Source organism: Cohnella hongkongensis (assembly GCF_042654645.1).
GTDB lineage: Bacteria > Bacillota > Bacilli > Paenibacillales > Paenibacillaceae > Cohnella > Cohnella hongkongensis.
Map to the genome: position 1 here is coordinate 156,624 of NZ_JBHSEP010000011.1, position 24,966 is coordinate 181,589.

Below are 24,966 nucleotides of genomic sequence, written 5' to 3' on the forward strand. Positions count from 1 at the left end.
ACTTAACACATAAATTACTCACTGGGTTATATATAGGTCATACGCGCATAGCGGGATGCGCAGATTTCGATCAGAATTTCTCCGCCGCCGGACAACCACCCGCTCTCCTTGCCGCCCCGTTTCATACGATAGCAGGGGAGGGATGTCACCATGCCGAGCTCAGCCGCCGCGAACGATACCGCCCGACTGACTTCATTTATCCGCTATGCGGAGAATCAATGGCACGCCGTCTGCGGCTCCGCCTCCGACGGGCCGTCGATCACCTTCAACGGAGACGAATACAGACGACTGCCCGATCGATTCGGCTCCCGGGAGAAAATCGAGGCGTATTTCCGCCGCTGCTGGAGCAAGCCGCTCAGCCGAACCCTGCTGTGCAATCTGGATCCGATCAACTACCAAGGAAGGCGCTACGTGATCGCCTCCGAGCCCGCTCCCGCCCCGTACACGGTCGAGGGCTTGCGGATTCTTCGCCGCAGCGCCGCCGGAATCGTCGTCAGCGCCTCACTGGCCGGAGGCGACGCGGGAGCCCGAACGATCCGTTACACGCTCGTCTCGGCGGGAGGAAATCTGACCATCGTCTCCCGCTCCGGCCGCCTGAACGACAGCCGTTTCGCCCGGTGCACGTCGTGACGCCGCCGGGAACGCCGGACCGGTCGGCAGGCGCAGCGCGAAGAGGCAGCAAGCCGCCGTATGCCGGGGCTTGCTGCCTCTTGTTCACTGGACGTACCGCTGCGCCTACGCCACTTTATTATAGGTCATAATCCAGATCGAGCCGGCGACGATCGTCAGCACGATAATGAGCCCGAGGATCAGCACCATGAGATTGTACCTCGGCTTGCCTTCCTGCTTCAGATGCATGAAGTAGACGAGCTGCACGACGAACTGCAGAATCGCCGCGCCGAGCAGCACGACCTTGGCCGCCGCGCCCTCCAGCACGTCGTTCAGCACGATAACGAGAGGAATGATCGTCAGAACGAGCGACAGAACGAAGCCGATGACGTAAGACTTGAGCGAGCCGTGGGACTCGTGCGCGCCGTGTTCGTCGGCAGCATGGGTGTCGTGATTCAGTTGCTGCGCCATCTTACATCACCTCCAGCAGGTAGACGATCGTAAAGACGAAGATCCAGACGACGTCGAGAAAGTGCCAGTACAAGCTGATCACGTTCACCTTGCGGCGCGTCACGGAGTTGATGCCGCGACGCCCGAGCTGGATCATAATCGCGATCATCCAGACGAGACCGAGCGAAACGTGAAGCCCGTGCGTGCCGACCAGCGTATAGAAGCCGGACCAGTGGGCGCTCGTCGAGATCGTCGCGCCTTCGTGCACGAGGGTGACGAACTCCGTCACCTCCAGCGTAAGAAACGCCGCGCCAAGCACGACCGTGACCGCCAGCCAGGAAATCAGCCCTTTGCGGTCGCCTCTGTTCATCGCCAGCACCGCAAGTCCGCTCGTGAAGCTGCTCGTGAGCAGAATGAACGTCTCGGCGATCACTCCCGGCATCTCGAACAGCTCGGCGCCGGTCGGGCCTCCGGCCGTGTTGCCGCTAAGAACGACATACGTGGCGAACAGCGTCCCGAACAGGATGCAGTCCGTGATCAGGAAAATCCAGAAGCCCATCAGCCGCATGCCCTCGAGATCGTGATGCCCCCCGTGGGCGCCCCCGTGAGACGGCGACGGGGCGTTATAATTACCCGACTTAGCCATTAGACAGCCCTCCCCGCCGCAGCTTCCGCGCGTTTGATTTCCTCGACCGGGATATCGTAATCCGTATTGTAATTAAAAGAGTGAACGAGCATGCATACCGCCACGCCGGCCAGTCCCGGAACGATCATCCACAGCCAATCCCAGACGAAGCCGAATCCGGCAACGAAAAAGAAGAAGGACATGATAATCGGAATTCCCGAGTTCCTCGGCATATGGATCGGCTCCAGCGGAGGCTTCGGTCTCGGAGCGCCGCCGGCGGCGATGCGCTGCTTCTCCTCCCAGAAATCGTCCTTATGCTCGACCACAGGGAGCGTGGCGAAATTGTAGACCGGAGCCGGCGACGGAAGGGTCCACTCGAGCGTCCGTCCGTCCCACGGATCTCCCGTCGTATCCTTTTCCATAAACTTGATGCTGTGCAGAATTTGCCACACCTGGAACAGGAAGCCGATCCCCATCAGGAAGCCCCCGATCGTCGACGTCAAGTTCAGCTCGTACCAGCCTCTGTCCCAGCCGTAGCTGCTGACGCGACGCGTCATTCCCATCAAGCCAAGCACGTACTGCGGCATGAAGCAGACGTAGAAGCCGATATTCCACAGCCAGAACGCCCATTTGCCGATCTTCTCGTTCAGCTTGAAGCCGAACACCTTCGGCCACCAGTAGTACAGTCCCGCGAAGTAACCGAACGCGACGCCGCCGATCAGCACCTGATGGAAGTGGGCGATCAGGAAATAGCTGTTATGGAACTGGAAGTCCGCCGGAGCGACCGACAGCAGCACCCCGGTCATCCCGCCGACGACGAAGCACGGAATGAAGCCGAGCATCCACAGCATCGGCGTCGGGAACGACAGCCGTCCCCGATACATCGTGAACAGCCAGTTGAACACCTTGACCCCGGTCGGAATCGCGATGATCATCGTCGTAACGGCGAAGAACGCGTTAACGTTGGCCCCCGAGCCCATCGTGAAGAAGTGGTGCGCCCAGGTGAAGAACGATGCGACGCTGATGCTCATGAGAGCGAACACCATCGACTTGTAGCCGAACAGCCTCTTCTTGGAAAAGGTCGCGACAATCTCGGAGAAAATGCCGAACGCGGGCAGAATGACGATGTACACCTCGGGGTGTCCCCACATCCAGATCAGGTTGATATACATCATCGGGTTGCCGCCGCCGTCCAGCGTGAAGAAGTGCGCGCCCAGATAGCGGTCGATGAACAGCAGGAACAGCGTCACCGTCAAGATCGGGAATGCCAAAATAATAGTCAGACTGCTCGACAGCACCGACCAGGTGAACATCGGCATCTTCATCAGCTTCATCCCGGGAGCCCGCATCTTCAGAATCGTGACGATGAAGTTGATCCCGGTCATCAAGCTGCCGATCCCGGAAATCTGAATGCCCCATATATAGAAGTCCTGTCCGACGCCCGGACTGAACTGCGTCCCCGACAGCGGCGGATAGGCCAGCCAGCCCGCATCCGGCGAGCCTCCGATGACGAAGCTCAGGTTGAACAGCATCGCCCCGAAGAAAAACAGCCAGAAGCTCAGCGAGTTCAGGAAAGGAAACGCGACGTCGCGCGCCCCGATCTGCAGCGGAACGACCAGATTGAACAGGCCGAACATAAGCGGCATCGCCATGAACAGAATCATGATGACCCCGTGCGTCGTGAAAATCTGGTTGTAGTGCTCCGCGTTCAGAAACTCCAGCTCCGGCACGGCCAGCTGCGTCCGCATCAGCAGCGCGTCCACGCCTCCGCGGAACAGCATCAGCAGCGCCGCGATCACGTACATAATGCCGATTTTTTTATGATCGACGGTCGTCAGCCATTCCTTCCACAGCCACGTCCATTTCTTGAAATAAGTAAGAGCGGTCACGATGGCCGCCATCGTGAGCACGATGGCCACGTCGGCTCCGTAGATCAGCGGATCCCCCGTTACGAAAAACTCGGAGGCGAACTCTTTAAGGTTATCCCACATGTCGGCACCTTCTTTCCCTTCATTCTCGCGATAGTCCTGGCTTAGTCGGAGGAGCCATGATTGTGCGCGCTGCTATATTTGGTCACGATTTTCTCGAACAAGCCTTCCGGAATCGAAGAGAAGGTCTGCACATCCGACACGCCCGGCTTCGCAAGCTCCACGTAGCCTTCGGTCGTCAGCTCCGGAGAGGACCCCTTCACCTGCTCGACCCAAGCCTCGAACTCCTCCTCCGAGGTCGCCTTGGCCGTGAAATTCATCTTGCCGAAGTCCTTGCCGCTGAAGTTGGCGCCCATCCCCATATAGTCGCCCGGCTCCTCTGCGATCAGGTGAAGCTTCATCGCCATCCCGGACATCGTATAGATCTGTCCGCCCAGCTGCGGAATCCAGAACGAGTTCATCGGCGCGTCCGAGGTCAGCTCGAAGCGGATCGGCACGTCCTCGGGAAACTGCACGTAATTGACCGATGCGATGCCCTGCTCCGGATACTGGAACAGCCACTTCCAGTCGAGCGAGGTCACCTGAATGACGATCGGCTCGGCTTCGTGCTCGATCGGCCTGGACGGCTCGAGCATATGCGTATATCTAACGGTAATCGTGCCGAGGATGGCGATGATGACGATCGGGATCCCCCACCAGATCGCCTCCAGCTTCGTGCTGTGCTCCCAGGTCGGATCGTACTTCGCCTCCCTGCCGGGCTTGTGGCGATATTTCCATACCAGATAGAACGTCAAGATCAGCACCGGTACGATGACGACCAGACAGAGCGCCGTCGACAGCAGGATCAAATCCATCTGATGCTTGCCGATCTCGCCCTTCGGATTGAGCACGACGACCTTCTCGGCGCATCCGCTGAGCAGCGCCGCCGTCGCGACCATGGATAGAACGGCCGTCAGCCGTCTCAACCCCTTCAACATGTTCATCTCCCCCATCCTCTTGCTGCTACCGAATCCTTCGTTGCCGCGGCCTCATTTCCGCCGCTGACCTCAACATATCAGAAAGCTCAGCGACTTTCCTCACAGTTAACAAAGGCGACAACGAAACGTTGAAATTTCGCAATAGTTTGTTCACTGGTTTGACACAATGTGAATTTTGTTACATGAAGACCGATACTTTGGCGAAATAAGGGGGGCCATCGCGGAGGAGAGAAGGGGAGGGAGACAGCGATTGGGGGAATCTTGCTTAGCGCCGAGGGCTTGCATGGAAAAAAGGGAGAACACCGATACGGCATCCTCCCCCCAATATTGTCAGGTTAAGCAAACGGTCAACAAGCGGCCTTACAGGAATCGTCCCCGTTGCCGGCGGAGCCCCGACAGTCATCGCGAACAAAGGCCAACTCGTGCCAATCCACGCCAACCTATGCCAGCTCGCGCCAACCACCACGTCAACCCACGCCAGTCCAGACCAACCTATGCACTCCGCGAGCCCTCGCCAGTCCAGGCCAACACACGCCAACCCCGCTAACCCCCGCCAGTCCAGACCAACACACGCCAACCCCGCGAGCCCCCGCCAGCCCACTAACGTAACGGTTGCCAGCGCCGCTAATTGTGCCCTTTTCGCAGTGCGGAGGTTGTAACGGTTGCAGCAGCGGCTATTTCAGCCGAAAACGCCCGTTTCGCTCGATAACCCCAAAATAAGCGCGGTGGCAACCGTTAGCTTTTCCTTTTTCGGGAAAACGGTCGATTAAGCGCCACTGCAACCGTTAGACGTTGCCGGCAGGTTGCGCGCCTTCGATCGCATACGATCGGTCGCATACCATCGACCGTATGCCGTCGACCGTATGCTGTCGACCGTATACCATCGACCGTATGCCGTCGACCGTATGCCGTCGATCGCATACGACAACGGCTTAACCTGACAACATTGACGGGAGGAGACGGGAGGGGAGGGAGTCCAGCTCAAGATGCTCGTTCCGGCGAGCCTTCGGTAGCGCAAATTGGATGATATCGTACGGGTACGCGTAAGCTGCTTCTCCTCATCGCGCCAAGCCGGGATGACCCACCCGGATACGGATATGCCCCATTTCCGGGCGGATCAGGCCTGCAGGCGGTCGATGCTCGGGGGTTCCTATGTTCCTAGGGGACCCGGAGACCGAAAGCCGCTCTTTTGCAGCTTCGGCGTTCCTCCGCTCACAGCTTGATCTGCACCTTGAACAGATTCGGATCCTTCGGCTTGGCCAGAAACTCCGCAGCCTCCTCCAGACGGATTGTCTTCGAGATCAGCGGCTTCAGCCGAATGCGCCCTTCCTTCACCCAGTTCAGGGCGGGCAGGAACGTATGGTTGATCGCCATCGAGCCGATCAGCGTCCAGTCCTTCTGGTACAGCTTGAACGGACTGATCCGGATCTCCGCGTTCTGCGGCGTGACGCCGAATTGCAGGAATTTGCCGGCCGGTCCGATGTAATCGAACTCCTTCTCGATGACCGCCGGTATGCCGGTCACGTCGATGACGGCGTCGAAGCCGCCCGGATAATCCTCCCGCTTCAGCTCCGCGCTGAGTACGCCCCGGGTCGCGCCCAATTCGAGCGCCAGCTTCAGCTTATCCCGGGAAACGTCGACGACGACCAGCTCGGACGCCCCCGCCCGGGCCAGCGACTGCACGAGCTGCAGCCCCATGGCGCCGGCCCCGAACAGAATCACCCGGTTCCCCGCCTTCAGGTCGAGCCGGTTCATGCCGTGAACGACGCAGGCCATCGGCTCGACGAACGCCGCCTCCTCGAAGCTCATGTCGTCCGGAATTTTCACCACGTTTTTCGCCGGCACTTTGACGTATTCCGCCATGCTGCCGTCCACCGTATTGCCGAGCGCCCCCCAGTTCGCGCAATGGTTGCCCCTGTGCGTCAGGCAGTATTCGCATTCCCCGCAGAACAAGCTCGGATCGGCCGTCACCCGGTCTCCCGGACGGAACGCCTTCACGCCCTCGCCGACTTCGTGGACGACTCCGGAAAATTCGTGTCCCGGCACGATCGGGTACGGGGAGATGTATTCTCCCTCGAAAATATGAAAATCGGTGCCGCATATGCCTACGTTCTCGACCTTAATCGTCACCTCGCCCGCGCCCGGAGCCGGGTACGGCACGTCCTTGACCGCCGCATGGTGCGGCTTCTCGATAACAAGCGCCTTCATCGTTTTCATCGCCTTGATCTCTCCCTCGTGTCTCCGTCTATCGGAGCAGTTGGCCCGCCAGCTTGACGTAGCCTTTTTTTAGAATATACCGAATGCTCTCCAGCACTTCCCCGGCGGTTCCCGAGGCGAGCGTTCGGATGAACGAATCGTCCTCGACCAGAGACATGCTGATCTCGCTAACCAGCTCGAAATTCTCCTTCGGCGCATCGGCCGGCCCCAGCATCGCCAATACCGTTCGCACGGGCACCGAACGTCCGCCCAGCTCCCAGCGGACGTCGCCCGCCAACCGGAGAACGGACACCGACATCTCCCGGATGCCTTCGCTGCGGCAGTGCAGAATCGCCAGACGGTCCTCCTCCATGAGCAGCGGGCCGAGCTCCTCCCGGCGCTCCAGATCCCGCCTCAGCGCCGCCACGTCGGACACGTCGAAGCGCTCCTGCACGAACGCCATCAGGTTGCCGATCAGCTCCGACTTCGACCCCGCCGGAAACCGGTCCGCCGCCTCGATATGGTCGAGCAGGCCGGCCAGCGCCCTCCCGTACCGGTCAACCTGATCGACGACCTGCTCGACGCTGGAGCGCTCCTGCTCTCCGCTTCTTTCCGCCCTTGCCAGCAGCGGAAGCTGCTTCCTGAGCCCTTCGATCTCCTCGTCGGTCAGGAACGGGTTCACGACGACCGCCCTCACGCCTTCCAATCGGACCGGCATCGTGGACAGCACCAGATCGACCGGAGCGTGCTCGGCAAGCCAGGCTTCCAGATGGAACAGCGAGATCGTATCGACAACCTGAAGCTCCGGCAGCTTCTTCTTGAGCTGCGCCTGCAGCAGCCGGGACGTTCCGATGCCGCTCGAGCATACGAGCAGCACCCGGATCTTGGACGACTCCGCTTCCTGCTTGTTCAGAATCGCGGTGCCGAAGTGCATGGCGAGATAGCCGATCTCCTCCTCGGGCACGCTCTTGCCCAGCCGCTGCTCCAGACAGCCCGACGCCTTGCGTGCCGCCTCGAAGATGTCCGGATACTCCTCCTTGACATGCTGGAGCAGCGGATTGCGGACGGCCATGTCCAGCTCGATCCTCTTGACGGCAGACGTCAGATGCGTCGTCAGATTGTGGACGAGCGTCTCGTCGCTTTCCAGTTCCAGCCTCAGCTCCTGCTCCATGACCGAGATCATTCGTCTCACGTCGTCGAGAACGACGCTGTAGTCGAAGTCGCTGCCCATGACATGATTCGAACGGGCTCCCAGAATGTGCATCGTAATGTAGCCGATCTCGCTCTCCGGGATGGTCAGCTCCAGAAGCCGGCTCAATCCGGCCGCCAGCTCGCGGGCCAGCTCGAACTCCTTCGTCGACTTGAGCCGCGTCAGAATCTCATCCTCGATCGTAATCGCTTCGTTCGCCTTCAGCCGCTGAACGGCGAGCGCCAGGTGGACGACAAAACCGACGTAGGCGTTGTCGGCCATCCGGTAGCCGCGCGATTGCTCGAAGCGCTGAATGACTTCCTCGATCCGGAACAGCCATTCCGGATCGATGAAGTTCAGCAGCCGGAGGCGAATGGACGCGTGCAGCTTCTCTCTTCGCTCCTCAGTCGGCTCGTGCAGAAATTCCACCAGCTGCTCCTGCGTCACCTGCTCGTAGAGAAGATCGGCCATCGCCGCCCGGATGCTCTTCTCCGCGCCTTCGACATAGACGCCCAGTCCGGGCCGGCGGTACAGCCGAATGCCGTATTTTTCGAACCAGGGCTCGACCTTCTGAAGATCGTTGCTGATCGTCGACTCCGCCACGTTCAATGGCTTGCTTAACGCATACAGCTTCTTCGGCTCCTTGGCGGTCAGCAGCAGCAGCTTGATATTCGCTTGCCGCTCCTCGGCCGAATAGGCGGGCAGCATCGTCTCGTCCCGGACGAGGCGGCCCGCCAGCTCTTCCAGCTTCGCCTCCTGTCCGCACAGCCTCACCCCGGCTCCGATTTTTTTGTCGAAGCCGAGCCCGTGCTGTCCCAGATACAGCTCCAGCTCCGACAGCTCTCGCTGCAGCGTGCGCAGACTGACATTCAGCCGTTCCGCCAAGGCGCTTAGAGGCGCGTAATCGCCGGATTCCAGGAAGTATAGTAAAATTTGCTGTTGTCGCGCGTTCAGCTTGATCTTCATTGTATGACCCATCTCCGATCACATCCTCGAGAGCGGCTTCCGTCGATAGGAGACTTTACTCCAGATTCGTATGCCTTCCCGCCATGCCGGCCTCGGTCTGCCCGAGCCGTTCGGCCAGCAGCAGGACGATCCAGTCGAACAGCAGCAGCTGGGTTTGCTCGAACAGCGAGCCCATCGGCTGCACAGACTCGGCTCCTTCCTCGTCCTCTCTCATCGTGCGGGCGGGAATCCGGATGATCCGATTCGCCTTTTGGGGAAGCGGGGCTTCGGGAAAGGCCGTGAAGAACGCCGAGCGGGCGCCCGACGACCGAACGATGTCCATCAACGCCTCGACCGTCGCGAGACTTCCCGTTCCCGAGCTGGTCAGCCATAGATCCCCCGCGCCGATCGCGGGCGTCGTTACGTCTCCGACGACATGCACCGGTATGCCCAGATGCATCAGCCTCATCCCGAAGGCCAGCAGCATCAGTCTTTCCCGGCCCAATCCGTAGATAAACACCCGCTTGGCGCTTAAGATTTCTCCGATCAGCGCCTCGACGTCCCGGCCGTCGACCGCCAGGAGGCTCGTCTTCAGCTCTTCAAGCATTCGCAGGCGAAGCCCAGCGCTAACGTCCATCTCCATTTATTCCTTCTCTCCTTCCGAAATCCCTTCCCGCGCAATCGCATCCTTCCAATAACGCACCGTTTCGCGAAGATCGTCCAGCACCTTCTCGTCCTCCTCCTCGAAGGCGTGCCCGACCTCGATCAGCAGCAGCGGATCGTTCTCCCCCGAGCTGCGAATCGCCTCCAGCACGCGGTCGGCGTCGATGATCCCGCGCTCGTTGTAGACTTCGGTGAACGGCCAATGCCGGTCGTACCGCCCGTCCGTCTGCTGCAGATGGATCATCGGCGCATAGGGGCCCAGCTTCTCCAGCCACCGGTACGGGTCCTTCTCCGAGGCCGGAGCGTCCGGCGCAATCGCATGCCCCACGTCGAGGCAGAGAACGAATCGGGCGCCGTCCTTCGGGCGGATCGATTCGATGCGCTCCAGGTGGGCGAGCGTGCCCGCCGCGTCCACCGGCCCTTCTCGGGAGACGGGCGTCTGCTCCCAGTAGAAGGCGTCGAGCCCATAGTCCGGCGCCTGGCCGAGCAGGCGGACGAGCGCTTCCTCGGCGGCGCGCATCGTCTCCTCCCGCCGTCCCGCGTCCCGGTCGGTCGGCAAATCCAGCCCTCCGTACGGGCCTCCGGTGGCGCGGGCTCCCAGCTCCCGGGTCATGGAGAACGCCTTCTCGAACCAGTGAACTCCGTCCCTCCTGCCCTCCTCCAGCGGGTGCATCAACAGGTTATGGGTATAGACGGCCAGGCCGGCGAAGGTCGAATGAATTGTCAGGCCGTGTCTGGCGCAGGCGTTGCGCACGCGGTAGACGTACGCGGCCACGCTCTCCTCCAGAGCGCGCGGATCGAACTGGTCGAACGAGAACTGAACCGTCCGAAGCCCCAGCTCCTGCCTGACGATAGCCGCCCAATCCTCCGGGTCGGGCCACCGCTTGACGGCAAAGCTCGCGGAGATGCCCAAGCTTCGCTTCATGCTCTCTCTCCTCCTTTTTCTTTTATTAACGCAATGCGGCCAAATCTCTCAGCTTCTCCAAAATCGTGTCGTAAGCGGCCGGGTCCATGTAGTTGGCCAGCGAGACGTAATCCCGTCCCGGAGCATGCTCCGTCGCCCGTCTGAGCAAGTAATCGTGCGTGACGATCAGCCGTGCGGCCGGAGGAATCTGGTCGATCGAGGAGTGTACGACCGTCACCTTCGCCTCCAGCTGCGCGGCGCGCAGCCTCTTGCGCAGAATGGCCGCCCCCATGGCGCTCGAGCCCATTCCCGCGTCGCAGGCGAAGCAGACCGTATACGCGCTTCCTTCGTCTTCGGCCGAGCGGGCGGCCGGCGCTTCGGCCGGGACCGCCGGCCTCGGGGCTTCGGGGATCGCTCGCTCCGGCTTCTCTCTGCCGTCCCTCTCCTCCCGGCCTTGCAGGTTGGATACCGGTCTGAGCACGCGCTTGACCTCCTCCCACTGCTGCACGTGCACGAGTCTGCGGACGACGTCGTGCTCCCGATTGCCGATCGCCTTCTCGGGCATGTTCGGAATCGCCCGGATGACGAGCAGCGACAGAAGCAGGGAGACGGCCGTCGAGACGGAGATGCCGAGCAGGACGTACGCCATATCTCCCGGAGGCGTCAGACCGGCGATCAGCAGCAGGCTGGCCGGAGACGGAATCGAGACGAGGCCCGCATTGAAATATTGAAAGGCGTAGATGCCGGCCATATTGCCGGCGATCAAGGGAAGCAGCAGCTGGGGACGCATCAGCACGTAGGGAAAATAAACCTCCTGGATGCCCCCGAGCGAATGGATCGCCAGCGCGGACGCCGAGGTGGCGCGCCATTTGCCCCGCATGCGAATGACGTAGGCGAGCAGCATTCCCATCGCCGGTCCGGGATTGGCCTCCAGCAGAAAATAGACCGATTTGCTCAGAGACCGGATCTGCGAGATGCCGAGCGGCCCCAGAATGCCGTAGCTCATGACATTGTTGAGGAAGAACACCTTGGCCGGCTCGATAATCGCCGCCGATATCGGCAGCCAGCCGGAATAGGCAATCTGCACGATATAATCGTTCAATTGCTCGATGGCGCGGGAGATCGCCTGCCCTCCGTATACGAAGCAAAAGACGGCCAGCCCTCCGGCGAGAATCGCCGAGACGAAGTTGGCCATCAGCAGCTCGAAGCCGGACGGCAGGCGGTTCTCGAGAAGACGCTCCAGCCGGCTGACGATCCAGCCCAAGCCGGGACCGAGCAGGAACGCCATGAAGATCATCGGCACCGTACTTGCCAGAGCCAGGGAGAATACGACAATGGCCGCGACCGCGCCTCCCCGCTTGCCGCCGATCAGATGCCCGCCCGTATAGCCGAACATGACCGGCAGCAGCCAATTGAGCAGCGGCCCGGTCAGCAGATTCACACTGTCGTTGGGAAACCAGCCATATACGCCGAAGATGGCCCGGATCAAGCCGATGGAGATCACGATCGCGATATTCTGCGAGACGATCGCGCTAAGAAGTCTGCCGAACTTGTACATGCGTAATCACCGACTTTATGAGAAGGTCGGCCGGTATTGCGCGGAGCCGAGGCGTCCGTCGCTCCGGAGCCGCCGGGGACGGCCTCTTCCGCAGCCCACGCTCGGCCGGGCAATTGGCGTCTAAGGTTGGATCACGATTTTCAAGGTTTTATGCTTCTCGTGGATCGCTTTCTCGAAGGCCGCAGCGGTGTCCTCCAGAGGCAGCCGGTCGGTGATGACCGGCTCCAGGTCGATGCTCTCCCCGCTCATCACGGCCACCCCGGTCGGGTACGTATTGCGGTAGCGGAACACGCCCCGGACGTCAATCTCGTTGTCCACGATATAGGGAATGCCAAGCGGCGTCTCGTTCTCTTGGGGCAGCCCGACGAGCACGACCCGGCCTCCCCGGCGCACGGCCTGGAGCGCCGACTGGGCGGCGCGGCCGTTGCCGGCCGTCTCGATCGCCAGATCGGCCTTGCGCCCTCCCGTCAGCCTCAGAATGGACGCCTGGGCGTCCTCCTCCCGCAGGTTGACGACGTCCGTCGCGCCCATCTGCAGCGCCCGCTCCAGGCGGAACGCCTCGAGATCGACGCCGATGATCCGGCCGGCCCCGGCCGTCTTCGCAGCCAGCAGGGCGAGCATGCCGATCGGGCCCATTCCCAGAATGACGACCGTCTCCCCGGTCGTCAGCTCTCCCCGGCGAACGGCATGCAGACCGACGGATAGCGGCTCGATCAGCGCGGCCTTCTCGTACGACATCGTATCCGGGATCGGGAACAGCATATCGGCGCGGATCGCGATGTACTCGCAGAACGCGCCGTCGTACGGAGGCGTCGCCAGAAATTCGACGTCCGGGCACAGGTTGTACTGCCCCGCCTTGCAGTAGGCGCAGCGGCCGCAGGTGACGCCAGGCTCGATCGTCACCCTCTGGCCGGGCACGACGTTGCGCACCTCGCTGCCGACCGCCACGACGTCCCCCGCCGCCTCGTGACCGAGAATCATCGGGTACTCGACGACATAGGGGCCGATTCTTCCATGCTCGTAATAATGAACGTCCGAGCCGCACAAGCCGACCGCCCGAACGCGCACAAGCGCCTGATCCGGCCCGCAGGCCGGAATGTCCCGCTCTTCAATCTCGATCGTGCCCGGCTTCGTCAGCACCGCCGCTTTCATTTTACCGGTAATCGTCATTCCGAATTCCGCCCTTCGACTTATTTGACCGCGCCCATCGACAGGCCGCGGACCATGTACTTGCGCACCAGCAGACCGCAGATCAGCATAGGCATAATAATGACCGTCCCGGTCGCCATCGCCTGCCCCCACTTGACGCCTTGCTGGGAGACGAGCAGCGAGACCGCGACCGGAACCGTCTGCGTCCCTTTGCCGGTGAAGATGGATGCGAACGCGTAATCGTTCCAGGAAAACATCAGACAGAGCACAACCGTCGCCACGATGCCCGGAGCCGCGGTCGGCACCGCCACCCGCCAGAAAGCGCGGAACTTGCTGCAGCCGTCGATCATCGCCGCCTCCTCAAGATCGACGGGAACGTCCTTGAAGAACGTCGTCATCAGCCAGAGGGCGAACGGCAGATTGAAGGTCGTGTAGGCAAAAATCAGCCCCGCCGTCTCCCCGATCAGGCCGACCTTGGCGAAGATCAGATACAGCGGCAAAATGACCGCGGGGATCGGAGCCATCCGCGTGCTGATAATCCAGAACGAGATGTCCTTCTCCCGCTTGAAGTTGCCGCGGGCGATCGCATAGCCGCCCATCACGCCGAGCGCGATGGACAGAACGGTCGTCACGACGCTGACGATGACGCTGTTCAGAAGAAACTCGGCGAAGTTCCCCCGGCCCGAGAACATGTCGGCATAAACTCCGAACGTCGGCTCGAACAGAAGCTGAGGAGGCATGGAAAACATGTCGACCTGCGTCTTCACGGAGGACATCGCCATGAACAGAATCGGCACGAGCGCCCAAGCGAGAGCCCCGAAGGCCGCGACATACAGAACCAGGTAGAGTAGCTTGCGGTTGACAGCCATTTTACGCCTCCTCGCTTTTCATGACCTTCAGGAAAAACTTGCCGAGCATAATCGTAACGAACAGCATCGTGAGCCCCAGCGCGGCGGCCGTGCCGATGTCCTGGAATCGAAAAGCGACCTGCATCAAATAATACCCGATGATCTTCGTCGCGTCAGCAGGTCCTCCCTCCGTCGCGATCGTAATCGTGTCGACATAGCGCAGAACGTCCATCGAGCGAATGAGAAGCGCCACGACGATCATCCGTCTGACCATCGGCAGCAAAATGTAGCGAACCTTCTGCCAGCCGCTCGCCCCGTCGACCTCCGCCGCCTCGAGCGGCTCCTGGGGGACGGTCTGCAAGCCGGCGAGCACGATAATCGTAATGAGCGGCGTCCATTCCCAGACGTCCATCAGAATGACGGCCGGCATCGCGTAGGCCGCATTTCCGAGAATCTGAACATCAACGCCGATCAGCTGCAGCAGCCAATTATAAAGCCCGTAGGTCGGGTCCAGAAGGAACCTCCACAGCAGCCCCGCGACGATCGGAGCCACGAACAGCGGCAGCATCCACAGCGTCGCCAGCAAGTTTCTGGCGCGCGGAATATGATAGAGCAGCAGCGCCATCGCGATGCCCAGCACGAGCTGGGCGACGAGGCCGCCTCCCGCGTACACCGCCGTTCTGCCCCACGACTCCCAGAAGGTCGGCGTCGTAAAGATGCGAACCCAATTATCGAATCCGGCAAACCGGGGTTTATCCATATCCAAAGTATAGTCCATAAAGCTGGCATAGATCATAAAGAAAAACGGGAAAAGACTAATAGCGGCCAGCACGATCATCGAAGGAAGCAGCATCCAGAATTCGGTGCGGTTCCATTTGGTCTTGCGGGTTCGTTTCCCAGTTGCCTGCAGCATGGTCGTCTCCTTTCCATCCGTTCCCAAGCCCCCGTCCAAGGAGGATCAAGCGGGTCGGCCGTCGATCCGGCCGCCCGCTTGATGAATGGCCGGTTAATTCCCGGTCAGCTTGTCGCTTTGCTTGGCGATTTCCTTCATCGTGTCGGCCGGCGATTGGCGTCCGGCCAGCATTTTCGACAGTTCCGTGTAGACGATCGTGTCGACTTGCGGCCACATCGGGATCTTCGGCCGCATATAAACGTTGCCTTCCTTCCAGGCTTCCTGCACTGCGTTCAAGGAAGCGGACAGAGGCAGCTTCTTGGCCTCCTCCGAGTCCAGGTCCGTAATCGCCTTCTGAATGTCCGGCAGGTTGTACACCGAATAGCGGGTAGGCGTGAACCCGGCGTCCAGAATCTGGTACTGCGTCTGCGGCGAAGTCGCCCATACGAGGAACAGCCATGCGGCCTTCTGATCGTTCTCGGAAACGTACTTGTTGATGCCGACTCCCGTTCCGCCATACATATTTCCCCGGCCCTTCGGCCCTTTCGGCAAAATTGTCCAGCCGACTTTGCCGACGATCTTGGAGGAGTTCGGGTCCTCGAAGGTCGCCGAGAATTCGTGCCATTCCGGAGCGAGCGCGATCTCTCCCGCCGCGAACGCTTCCGCGAGGCCCGACCAGTCCCAGGATTTGCTTCCCGGCGCCGCTTCGGCCAGCAGCTTGTTGTAGAACTCGGCCGCCTCAATCGCCTCGGGCGAAGTCAGGAGCGATTTGCCCGGCGTCGTCGTGCCGATGCTGCCGATATTCTCCGCCTGGAAGTATTCTCCGCCGAAGGAAACGAGCACGTTGCTGAAGTCGTTCATCAGCGAGTCGTGCTGCTTCGCCTGATGCCCCGTTCCGTACTTGACCTCCGTGATAACGCCTTCCTTCACCTTCTCGTTGATCCAGACGGCCGCCTCGTAGTATTGATCCCAAGTCATGTCGGGACCCGGCGTCCAGTCGTAGCCTTTATCCTGCATGAACTGATCCTTGTATTTCTCGAACACGTCTTTGCGGTAGGCCAGAATCATTGTCGGGTTGTCGTACGGGAGCGTGTAAAGATGCTCGGTGTCTCCCATGTACCCGTTCGCCGTCAGCTGAGCCGGGATGAAGTCCTCGAGACCGCCGGGAACGCTCGGCAAGGACGGATCGTCGTTAAGCGTGTTCAAGTCCACGAAGTGGCGGGATTGCTTGGCCAGAATCTGGTAAGGATCCGCATAGATAATATGATAGTTGTCGTTGCGGGCGTTGAAGTCGAGGCCCGTCTTCTCGACGACGATATCCAGGTTGCTCTGCTCGATGTTGACCTTGATGCCGGTCGCCTTCTCGAAAATCTCGATATTGGCCGCAAGCCCGGAGGACGGCGGCGTATTCTCCGTAATGACGTTCAGCGTCGTGCCTTCGAATTGTCTCCAGTCGAAGCCCGCGGGCGCCTCGATCTTCGGCAGCCCTTCCACCCAGCCGCCGAACGGATCGGAGCCGTCCGGAGAGGCGGAGTTGGCTGCGCTTTCAGAAGGCGGCTGCGAAGACTCGCTCGGAGTCGGGTCGGAACTGGCCGAGCCGCCTTCGCTGCTCGACGAGCAGGCGCTCAAGACGGCCGTAATCAGAAGCAGAAGAGCCAGCAGGCTCGCGAATGACCTTTTCAACATAAATCCCCCTAACCTAGTTTTCGAATTCAGGGCTGACGGATGGGACAGAAGGATACCGGCCGGTAACATTCTGCCCCCATTATAGAGCAGCGTTTCTCCGGTGTTCCATTCAAACATCCGCCGATTCTGACGCCCGGCTCGCGCGACAAAACTGAAGGCGCTTGCCGAAACGCCGTCAGGCGATGTCCACGACGACTTTAATATGCCCCCGGCCGGACTCGACCTGCTCCATCGCCTTGCCGAACTCCTCCAGCGGATAACGGTGCGTGATCAGCGGCTCTGTCCGCACAATGCCCCCGCGAATGTAGGAGATCGCTCTGTCGAAGCAGTGGGTCTGGGCGAAGGAACCGATGATCTTCAGCTCCTTCTGGAAAATCTCGTAGGGCCGGATTGCAATTTCGTCGTCATGGGAGGCCACGCCGTAGATGACGAGCTTCGCGCCTTTCTTGGCGAACTTCGGCAGCTGCTGGATCACTTCCTTGGCTCCGGTCGCGTCGATGACGACGTCGAAGCCCTGCGGAAACCGCTCTCCCAGCGCGCGTTCGTGCACCGAGTGATCCCGGCGGTCCAGCTTGACGGTCTCGTCTGCCCCAAGCTCCTGCGCAACCTGCAGCTTGCGCTCGTCGGACGCCGCCACGACCAGCCGGGCCGCGCCGGCATGCTTGAGCAGTTGGGCGAGGATCAGCCCTGTCGGACCGGTTCCGAACAGGAGCACGTCGTCGCCGGGCCGCACGCCGATAACGTCCAGTCCGTGCACGGCGCATGCAGTCGGCTCCACCATCACTCCCTGGTCGTACCGGAGCTCGTGCAGCGGGAAGACTTTATCGTGATTCACGGCGACATATTCCGCGAAGCCTCCCGGCCAGTTCACGCCGAGGGAATAGAAATTTTCGCAATAAAGCGGCTGATTGCGCCTGCAATAATAGCAATGGCCGCACAGCTCCGTATTGTCCGCGCACACCCGGTCCCCGACGGCAAACCCGACGGCCTCCTTGCCGACCGCCGCCACTTCCCCCACGAATTCATGCCCCGGTATGAGCGGATATCTGGCCATGAACTCTCCGTGGTGCAGATGGACGTCCGTCCGGCATACGCCGCAGGACTTGACCTTCAGCAGCACCTGGTTGTCCTTGATCGCGGGCATGTCCACCTCCCGGACCGTAAACTTCTCCGCTTGCGTGTAATAGACAGCTTTCATATGGATGGGCTCCCCTTTCTCCGGTCAAGTAAGCCCATCATAGAACGAACCGCCCGCAAGTTGTAGCTAAACATCCCGCCTTTCTGGCGCGCCCGGCGTGCGACAAGATTGAAGAACGACGAGCAGCCGCGGATTCTCCGCGGCTGCTCGTCGGGGCATGGATATGACCCGATGTTTTTAGAAACCTCCCCTCGCCCAAACAAAAACGCCTTCGGCGTCCTCTAGACGCAGAATCGCGTTTTTGTCGGAGGGGATTCAGGTAAGGGTAGCGAAAGAAAGCCCGGAAGGAACGAAGGTTCCATCCGGGCCACTCTACTTGCGATTGTCTTCAGACAGCATCTTCCGTCGCGCGCGTCCCCGCCGCGGACGGCGCTTCCTGGTTCTTCTGCATGAGCGGGGCAATGACGCCGAACAGCATAATCTGCGCGCCGCCGATCAGGAAACCAAGACCAATCATCAAGCCGAGGTTGCGATCGTTGAACTGCGCGATATTCAGAGCGCAGCAGACGATGCCTACCGCGATGACGACCATGGCCACCCATTTCAGCATACGTGCCATCTCTTTATTTTTCATGAGGATGCAGCCTCCTTGTGAAAGCGCTATATGTGAACATTCTATCACAAAGCTGTGACGAATTAAAGACGCCGTTCACAAGTTGGACAAAAACCCCGCTCCGCCCTGGATTATTCCGCCGGTACGGCCGACGATTCACCCACCTCCGTCACGATCATTTCGCCTGCGCCTGATGATCCCGAGTCCGATCCCGAGCCCGGTTCGGCGGTGGCCTCCTTCTCCAGCTCATCGGCCAACAACTGCTGACCTTTGGCCTGCAGATTGTCCAGCGCTTCGGCGATCGTCAAGCTGCCGTCCTTCACGCCCTGGAACTCCTGCTGGGTCAGCCCGTCGAACTTCATCAGGAAGTCCCGCGGCAGCTTGTCATAGTCTCTGTACATATCCCTGGCCATCGGCTTCATGCTGTAGAAGGCGGCCATGTTGATCCCTTCCTCGCTCTCGATGTATTTCGTACGCGACGGGAAGGAGCCATTGCGCAGCTTGGAAGTGACGCGCGCGAAATCGTCTCCGTTAATATACTGGACGAATTTCCAGGCGGCATCCGCATTCGCGGTCTGGGCGCTGATCGCGAAAATCTGTCCGACCGACATCGCCGTGCTCTCGTTCGGGTTCGCCGGATTGATCGGCACCGTCACGATGTCCCAGTTCTGCACGCCTTTGTCCTTCAGTCTCGTTTTCGCTTCCTTGATCTGATCCAGCATATAATTGCTTTCGATCGCCATGGCCACCTTCTGTCCGATGAACGGTTCCTGTAGCAGATAGTCCTCGTAAGATCCGGAGAAGCCGCCGCTGCGGTCTTCTACGTACAGGGAGCCGGACTTGAGCGCCGTGTCGGCCGTTTCGAACGCCTTTTTCCAGGAATCGGAATTGATCGTCAGCTGTTGAGTCGTCGGGTTGATGTAGCTCAGCCCCTGCCGATTGCCGAGCATCATGCCCAATTGGTACAGGTCTGTCACATACCCCGCCCTCAGGCCGTAGATGCGATCTTCCCCGCTGCCGTCGGTCGGGAACCGCGCGGCCAGCTGCAGCACCTCCTCCCAGCTCATCCCGTCGGTAGGCGGCGTAACCCCGTGCTTGGAAAACAGATCTTTGTTATAGAAAAGGGCTTGGCTGTGGAATTCCGGAGCGAGACCGTAGAGAATGCCGTCGCTCTGCTGCTTGATGTATTCGAGGATCCCGGGCGCGATCCCCTCGAGATCGAATTTGTCCTTCTGGATAAAGGTGTCCAGGTTGTACAGCTTGCCTTCGCTGGCCATTCGCGCGTATTCGCTGGCGCCGAGCATCAGCACGTCCGGCTTCTGCTCCTCGACGAAGTCCTGCATCGCCTTCTCCATATCCTTGCCTTCCTCGTACACGACTCTCGAGGTCTCGATCACCTCGATCTCGACCTCGGGATACAGCGTCGAGAACAGCATTCCGTATTGCTGGTAGAAGGCGCGCTCGTCGTAATACATCACTTTCATAGAAGTTATTTCGTTGTTGGTCTCGTCGTTCCCGCCCGCGCTGCAGCCTGCGGCGAGTCCTGCGATCAGCGCTCCGCTCAGCGCGGCCGCTATCTTTTTACCGTATTGCATTTCCACACTTCCTTAATCGTAATGATAGACCCGAATTCGGCGTCGGCGCTTGCTTGAAGCGGCCCCCTTTCTATCTGTTTTACATATTGTACCATAAACTTCTACTCGACTAGTAAACAGGCTCCCGATTGCCAGGGAAATGGGAGGAAGGACCTAGAACGGGGCTTTCCCTTGCAGCGATTCCCCAACTTAAGTCGAGGTTGATCGCCCCCTCGCGTCTGATGACAGCGGCGAGAACGGTAAGCTATGATGGGAAAAGTTAAAGGAAAGGAAGTCTCTGCCATGAATAAGATCGAGTTTATGGATAAAATGGAGCGGGATCTTGCGCCCATGCCGGATGAAGAGCGCAGCGAACTGCTGGCCCGGTGCGAGGCTGTCTTCAGAATCGGACGGGAGCAGGGAAAGACGGAGGAGGAGATCGCCGCCGAGCTGAGCGGTCCTTCGACGCAGCCGGAACCGCGATTCGAGCCGCCGTACGGGACGTACGGCCTTGCGCCCGATCGCGCTCCGCTTCCGCCCCCGCCCTGGTCCGCCGCACGCCCCGAGCCGGGACGCCAGGCCGAACCGGTTCGCGATACGCCCCGCATTGTCGGCGTGACGATCCTGCTCTTTTTCCTTAACGTCCTGTTTGCGATCCCGGTGTTCGCAGCATTAGGGGCGGCCTTCCTCGCCGTCTGCTCGGCAGCGCTGGCGACACTGCTGTCGCCTCTGGCTCTGGCTGCGGAAACGCTGCTGTACGGCGAGTTTACGAACGCCAAGCTGATGCTCGCTCTCGGCGCAGTCGGGATCGGGATGATTCTCGCGGATCTCGCCCTCGTATTCGGCAAAGGACTTCTGCGCCTGACGAGAACCTACGCAGGGTGGAATATCAGGACCTTGAAAGGAAGTAAAGAGCGATGAGAAAATTTTGGTACTTCGCGGCGTTCTGCCTGATCGTGATCGGAATCGCCGGGGCGATTCATCATGATTGGAAGAGCGACAGCAAGGATTTGCTGGACTTCGAGAAAAAGTGGAGCTTCTCCGCCGAGGAGCTTCGCGAACTGAGCGTCAAGAGCGATTACAATGTGAGCATGATCTTCGTCAAAAGCACCGATGGCACCAATTCGATCAGCCTGAAAGGACAGGGAACGGAAAAAATGATCGAAAAGGTTCAGGCTGCGGAAATCTCCGGCAGCAAGCTGGAGCTCGAGCTTGTCCGCTTGCCGAAGCGATACGTCAATTTCTTCAGCTTCAATCTCGGCCAGACGACCGAGCAGTTCGTCGTCTCCGTTACAGACGACGCTCAGTTGGACCGCCTGCGGCTCAAGCTGGATTCCGGCAATCTCGAGCTTAAGGACGCGTCGCTGCTGCGGATCGCCCACGCGGCGCTGGATTCCGATTCCGGCAACATCTCCCTGAACGACTTTCGCAGCGACACGCTGGACATCGGCGTCGACTCCGGCAACGTTCGAGGCGACCGCGTAACCGCGGACTTGACCGCCTCCGTCGATTCCGGCAACATTACGCTCGAGAACGTAACCGGGCGCGCCAAGCTGTCGGCCGACTCCGGCAACGTCAAGCTGTATAAGCTGGACAGCTCCGACGCGACCGTCTCCGTCGATTCGGGCAACGCGTACGTCCGCGTGCCGGTCGGCTTCGCGGGCGCTTACGACCTGAAGGCCGACTCCGGCAGAGTTCGGGCCCCCGAGTCCAGGCGGGAGACGACCGAGGTGATCAAAGTCAGAACCGACAGCGGAAACATTACGATCGAGGAGGGCCCTTGACCCTCCGCATTGGCTCTCCGCCCCCGCCGCCTTGCGCCGCAGCGCGCCGTTCTTATCCGATATCGGAAGAGCGGCGCGCTGCTTGTTCGTATGAGGTCTCGGCCTGAAGCCCGTTGCAAGACGGAGCCGCCGCTCCAACTTAGGTCGGGGACGCATTCCAAACCCCGGACGGTTTCGAACGAAGGCTTCCGGAAGGTAGGATGAAGTCAGAGCTCGATCCCGCACGGAACCGACTGACAAGGAGGCTGTTCCCGTTGTTTTCTCTTCTGACCGGCATCTCGCATGCCTGCGTTTTATTATGGCTGATTCTCTCGTTGGTCGCCGGAAGCAAAGCGGCCCGACTGCTCTACGGAGGATCGGCGGAAAGACTGCACCGTAAAACCCGCAAGCAGATCGTCTGGGCCGCTTATCTGTCCTTGCCCGCGCTCGGGCTCGTCGGCTCGGCGCTGGTCATGGCTTCGACGATGCATCCGGCATTCTGGGAAGACCGTCTTGCGCTTCACCTTCCCTTGGCGCTTATTCCTCTGCTGAGCTTGGGGCTTCTGACCGTGCCGCGTCTGGCGAAGCTCTGGAAGGAGACCCGAAACCTCTCGGTCGCTCCGCTCCCCGTCGAGCTCCGCAAGCGTGCGGCCCATCCTCTGGTCGTCCTGCCGTTCCAGCTGTCGGCGATCGGGGCCGGAACGATTCTGTATTATTTATGGGTGACGCCGGTACCGCTTCGGCTGGAATCCGTGATCGTCCCGCTCTTGCCGGCGGCGGCCGGCGCAGCGGCGCTTAGCTGGTCGGCCCGCCGGCGCTTCACCCGGGTCGGCCTGCCGAACGCCGCCGTTCCTTCACTGCCGAGAGGAAGCTGGAGACGAAGGGCCGGCATCGCCTGCATCGGCATCGGCGTCCTCGCCCTCTTCTTCATAGCGGGGAGCCGCGGCAGCCGGCTTCCGGACACGCTCAGCATGGCCGAAGGCCCGATGGACTTCGGAGGCGGCCCGGAGCTCGTTCACCGTCCGCAAAGCGATCTTTCGCTGGCGATGCTGACGGGACCGAGAGACCGGGAGCCGGACCGGAAATTTACATTAACCGCGGAAAGGAAAACGATAGAGCTGAAAGAGGGGGAAGCGTTCGAAGCCTGGACCTTCAACGGTCGGGTGCCCGGTCCCGAGCTGCGCGTCAAGCAAGGCGAGCTCGTCGAGGTCACGCTGATCAACCGCGACGTAGAAGAGGGGGCGACGATTCACTGGCACGGACTCGACGTGCCGAACGCCGAAGACGGGGTGGCCGGCGCCACGCAGAACGCGGTCATGCCCGGCGAGCGGCACGTCTACCGCTTCGTCGCCGAACAGAAGGGCACGTTCTGGTATCATTCTCATCAGCATTCCCAAGAAGCGGTGAACAAAGGCTTGTTCGGCAGTCTGATCGTGGAGCCGGAAGCCTCTGACCCCGGCAAGCCGGAAGAGGACTTGATCGTCATGACCAAGGTCTGGAAGGGCGTCGGGCTGGCGATCGGCGATCGCGGCGGCATCCAGCGCAAGCGGGTCGTTCCCGGAACTCCGGTTCGCATCCGGCTGATCCACGCTCAGGACTGGGTCCGTCAAGACTACACGCTGGCGGGAACGCCGTTCCAGGTCGCCGCCATTGACGGCACCGACCTGAACGAGCCCGGCGAGCTGGAGAACGTTCGCGTAGAGCTGACGACGGGCGGCCGGATGGATCTGACGTTTCTGATGCCCGACAACCCTGTCTTTCTCAGCGTGGGCCGCTCCGGGCGGCTGGGCATTCTCCTGAGCCGGGACGGAACCGGAAGCGTTCCCGACCTGCCGAAGACGACCGTGTTTGATCCGATTCATTACGGCTCTCCTGCCGACACCGCCCTTCGACCGGACAGCGGCTTCGACCGCGAGTTCAAGATGATCCTCGACAACAAGCTTGCGTTTTACGACGGACAATTCGGCTCCTTGTACACGATCAACGGAGAAGTGTTCCCGAACACCCCGATGTTCATGGTACGGGAAGGGGATCGGGTCAAGACGACGATCGTCAATCGCGGCGCCGTCGATCACCCGATGCATCTGCACGGCCATCGCATGCTTGTACTCTCGCGCAACGGAGAGCCGTCGACCGGAAGCCCCTGGTATTCCGACACGCTGGACGTTCAACCCGGGGACATCTACGAGGTCGCCTTCGTCGCCGACAATCCCGGGTTATGGATGGACCACTGCCACAACCTGACCCATGCGGCCGTGGGCATGTCGATGCATCTCATGTACGAAGGAATTACGACGCCTTACAGAATCGGCAGCGACAGCGGCAACCACCCGGAATAACCGCGGTGCTTCCTCTCAGAGCCCTTGCTCGGCCGCGTATTTGCCCCAATGGGGACGCCGCCCGTCAACGTCTTCGATTCCGTATTCGTCCGACAGCCCCCACGAGGTGTACGCCTTCCCCGACTTGCCCGGCAGATCGGAATCCGCCGCCAACGCCGCCACGCCGCGCGCGAGGAAGAACGGCGTCTCCGACTGCAGGAAATGGGGCTCCTTGGCCGCTCCGTCCCGCCAATTTTCCTCGGTAACCCCGAAGTAGTCCAGCATTTCCTCCGATCGCAGAAAGCCCGGCGTGACCGACACGGCCGACACGCCGTGAGGACGAAGCTCGGCCGCCAGCGCCTCCGCCAAATGAATGGCCGACACTTTGGCCAGGCTGTAGGGCAGATTGCCGCGGTAACGATAATCGTAGCCGTCCGTCACTTCCACGATCAGCCCTTCGCCCCGCCGGACGAGAAGCGGCGCCCCGTAATAGCTCGTAATCATATGAGAGTGCACCGCTCTCTTCTGCATGAGCAGCGCCTTGTCCAGAGAGCCTTCCCAGAAGGGCGTACCCCATTCGGACAGCTTCTCTCCGCCCCAGATGTCGTTGATCAGAAGATCGAGGCGTCCCTGCTGCTCGTCTGCGATTCGCTCGAACAGCCGGCGAACCTGATCCGCTTCCGTATGGTCCACGCGTACGGGAATGCCCCGACCGCCCTGGGCGGTAACGCGCTCGGCCGTCTCCTCTATCGTCTCCGGACGGGCGAGATCGGACGGCGCCCCCCTCACGCTTCTGCCGGTGGCGTATACGGTCGCGCCCGCTTCGCCGAGGGCGATCGCGATCGCCCTGCCCGCTCCTCTGGTCGCTCCTGCGACGACGGCGACTTTTCCTGCCAATGGTTTCATCCTTGTCATATCCTCCTTCGCCCTAAGAGCAAAAT

21 protein-coding genes are annotated in these 24,966 nt (G+C 60.7%); 4 read left to right on the forward strand and 17 right to left on the reverse strand.

Annotation, left to right across the window (positions count from 1 at the left end; translation table 11 throughout):
- The first annotated feature begins 150 nt into the window (after positions 1 to 150).
- Complete coding sequence (locus ACFO3S_RS16105; RefSeq protein ID WP_378098215.1) at positions 151 to 630, forward strand: hypothetical protein; 480 nt, start codon at positions 151 to 153, stop codon at positions 628 to 630.
- A gap of 105 nt (positions 631 to 735) precedes the next feature.
- Here the strand turns inward: ACFO3S_RS16105 and cyoD are convergent, their stop codons facing one another.
- The 16 genes from cyoD to ACFO3S_RS16185 all read right to left on the reverse strand — a co-directional run bounded on the left by cyoD (position 736) and on the right by ACFO3S_RS16185 (position 19,965).
- Positions 736 to 1,080, reverse strand: a complete 345-nt coding sequence (gene cyoD / locus ACFO3S_RS16110) for a cytochrome o ubiquinol oxidase subunit IV (RefSeq protein ID WP_378098218.1) — start codon at positions 1,078 to 1,080, stop codon at positions 736 to 738.
- A 1-nt stretch (position 1,081) separates the two neighbouring features.
- Positions 1,082 to 1,705, reverse strand: coding sequence for a cytochrome o ubiquinol oxidase subunit III (cyoC, locus tag ACFO3S_RS16115; RefSeq protein WP_378098221.1), 624 nt, complete (start codon positions 1,703 to 1,705; stop codon positions 1,082 to 1,084).
- Positions 1,705 to 3,675 carry a cbb3-type cytochrome c oxidase subunit I gene (locus ACFO3S_RS16120; protein ID WP_378098224.1) on the reverse strand — a complete coding sequence of 657 codons (1,971 nt, stop codon included), beginning with the start codon at positions 3,673 to 3,675 and terminating at the stop codon, positions 1,705 to 1,707. Before ACFO3S_RS16120 ends, cyoC begins: the two co-directional genes overlap by 1 nt.
- Before the next feature lie 41 nt (positions 3,676 to 3,716).
- Entirely contained in the window at positions 3,717 to 4,589 is an 873-nt protein-coding gene (gene cyoA, locus ACFO3S_RS16125) for a ubiquinol oxidase subunit II (RefSeq protein WP_378098311.1), read from the reverse strand.
- 1,212 nt (positions 4,590 to 5,801) lie between these two features.
- Positions 5,802 to 6,806 carry a zinc-dependent alcohol dehydrogenase family protein gene (locus tag ACFO3S_RS16130; RefSeq protein ID WP_378098227.1) on the reverse strand — a complete coding sequence of 335 codons (1,005 nt, stop codon included), beginning with the start codon at positions 6,804 to 6,806 and terminating at the stop codon, positions 5,802 to 5,804.
- Between the two features lie 28 nt (positions 6,807 to 6,834).
- The gene (locus ACFO3S_RS16135; RefSeq protein ID WP_378098230.1) at positions 6,835 to 8,952 is read right to left on the reverse strand and encodes a BglG family transcription antiterminator; all 2,118 of its coding nucleotides are present in this window, start codon (positions 8,950 to 8,952) and stop codon (positions 6,835 to 6,837) included.
- Positions 8,953 to 8,995: 43 nt separating this feature from the next.
- Positions 8,996 to 9,562 carry a 6-phospho-3-hexuloisomerase gene (gene hxlB, locus ACFO3S_RS16140; RefSeq protein WP_378098233.1) on the reverse strand — a complete coding sequence of 189 codons (567 nt, stop codon included), beginning with the start codon at positions 9,560 to 9,562 and terminating at the stop codon, positions 8,996 to 8,998.
- The gene (locus ACFO3S_RS16145) at positions 9,563 to 10,507 is read right to left on the reverse strand and encodes a sugar phosphate isomerase/epimerase family protein (protein WP_378098236.1); all 945 of its coding nucleotides are present in this window, start codon (positions 10,505 to 10,507) and stop codon (positions 9,563 to 9,565) included. It lies immediately after the preceding gene.
- A gap of 25 nt (positions 10,508 to 10,532) precedes the next feature.
- Positions 10,533 to 12,044, reverse strand: a complete 1,512-nt coding sequence (locus ACFO3S_RS16150) for a PTS transporter subunit EIIC (RefSeq protein WP_378098239.1) — start codon at positions 12,042 to 12,044, stop codon at positions 10,533 to 10,535.
- A 120-nt stretch (positions 12,045 to 12,164) separates the two neighbouring features.
- Positions 12,165 to 13,214 (reverse strand): NAD(P)-dependent alcohol dehydrogenase, encoded by a 1,050-nt coding sequence (locus ACFO3S_RS16155; protein WP_378098241.1) that lies wholly within the window; start codon positions 13,212 to 13,214, stop codon positions 12,165 to 12,167.
- Between the two features lie 20 nt (positions 13,215 to 13,234).
- Positions 13,235 to 14,062, reverse strand: coding sequence for a carbohydrate ABC transporter permease (locus tag ACFO3S_RS16160; protein WP_378098244.1), 828 nt, complete (start codon positions 14,060 to 14,062; stop codon positions 13,235 to 13,237).
- Position 14,063: 1 nt separating this feature from the next.
- On the reverse strand, positions 14,064 to 14,954 hold the full coding sequence (locus tag ACFO3S_RS16165; protein WP_378098247.1) for a carbohydrate ABC transporter permease: 891 nt from the start codon (positions 14,952 to 14,954) through the stop codon (positions 14,064 to 14,066).
- Between the two features lie 93 nt (positions 14,955 to 15,047).
- Positions 15,048 to 16,616, reverse strand: a complete 1,569-nt coding sequence (locus tag ACFO3S_RS16170) for an extracellular solute-binding protein (RefSeq protein WP_378098250.1) — start codon at positions 16,614 to 16,616, stop codon at positions 15,048 to 15,050.
- A 178-nt stretch (positions 16,617 to 16,794) separates the two neighbouring features.
- Positions 16,795 to 17,817, reverse strand: coding sequence for a zinc-dependent alcohol dehydrogenase family protein (locus ACFO3S_RS16175; protein WP_378098253.1), 1,023 nt, complete (start codon positions 17,815 to 17,817; stop codon positions 16,795 to 16,797).
- A 328-nt stretch (positions 17,818 to 18,145) separates the two neighbouring features.
- On the reverse strand, positions 18,146 to 18,391 hold the full coding sequence (locus ACFO3S_RS16180; RefSeq protein WP_378098256.1) for a hypothetical protein: 246 nt from the start codon (positions 18,389 to 18,391) through the stop codon (positions 18,146 to 18,148).
- A gap of 110 nt (positions 18,392 to 18,501) precedes the next feature.
- Positions 18,502 to 19,965 carry an ABC transporter substrate-binding protein gene (locus ACFO3S_RS16185; protein ID WP_378098259.1) on the reverse strand — a complete coding sequence of 488 codons (1,464 nt, stop codon included), beginning with the start codon at positions 19,963 to 19,965 and terminating at the stop codon, positions 18,502 to 18,504.
- Between the two features lie 282 nt (positions 19,966 to 20,247).
- Between ACFO3S_RS16185 and ACFO3S_RS16190 the strand changes: the two genes are divergently transcribed.
- From ACFO3S_RS16190 to ACFO3S_RS16200, 3 genes are all read left to right on the forward strand, one after another.
- Complete coding sequence (locus ACFO3S_RS16190) at positions 20,248 to 20,865, forward strand: DUF1700 domain-containing protein (protein WP_378098262.1); 618 nt, start codon at positions 20,248 to 20,250, stop codon at positions 20,863 to 20,865.
- Entirely contained in the window at positions 20,862 to 21,728 is an 867-nt protein-coding gene (locus ACFO3S_RS16195) for a DUF4097 family beta strand repeat-containing protein (RefSeq protein ID WP_378098265.1), read from the forward strand. Before ACFO3S_RS16190 ends, ACFO3S_RS16195 begins: the two co-directional genes overlap by 4 nt.
- A gap of 254 nt (positions 21,729 to 21,982) precedes the next feature.
- On the forward strand, positions 21,983 to 24,046 hold the full coding sequence (locus ACFO3S_RS16200; RefSeq protein ID WP_378098268.1) for a multicopper oxidase family protein: 2,064 nt from the start codon (positions 21,983 to 21,985) through the stop codon (positions 24,044 to 24,046).
- A gap of 15 nt (positions 24,047 to 24,061) precedes the next feature.
- Here the strand turns inward: ACFO3S_RS16200 and ACFO3S_RS16205 are convergent, their stop codons facing one another.
- Positions 24,062 to 24,931 carry an SDR family oxidoreductase gene (locus ACFO3S_RS16205; RefSeq protein WP_378098271.1) on the reverse strand — a complete coding sequence of 290 codons (870 nt, stop codon included), beginning with the start codon at positions 24,929 to 24,931 and terminating at the stop codon, positions 24,062 to 24,064.
- Between the last annotated feature and the right edge of the window lie 35 nt (positions 24,932 to 24,966).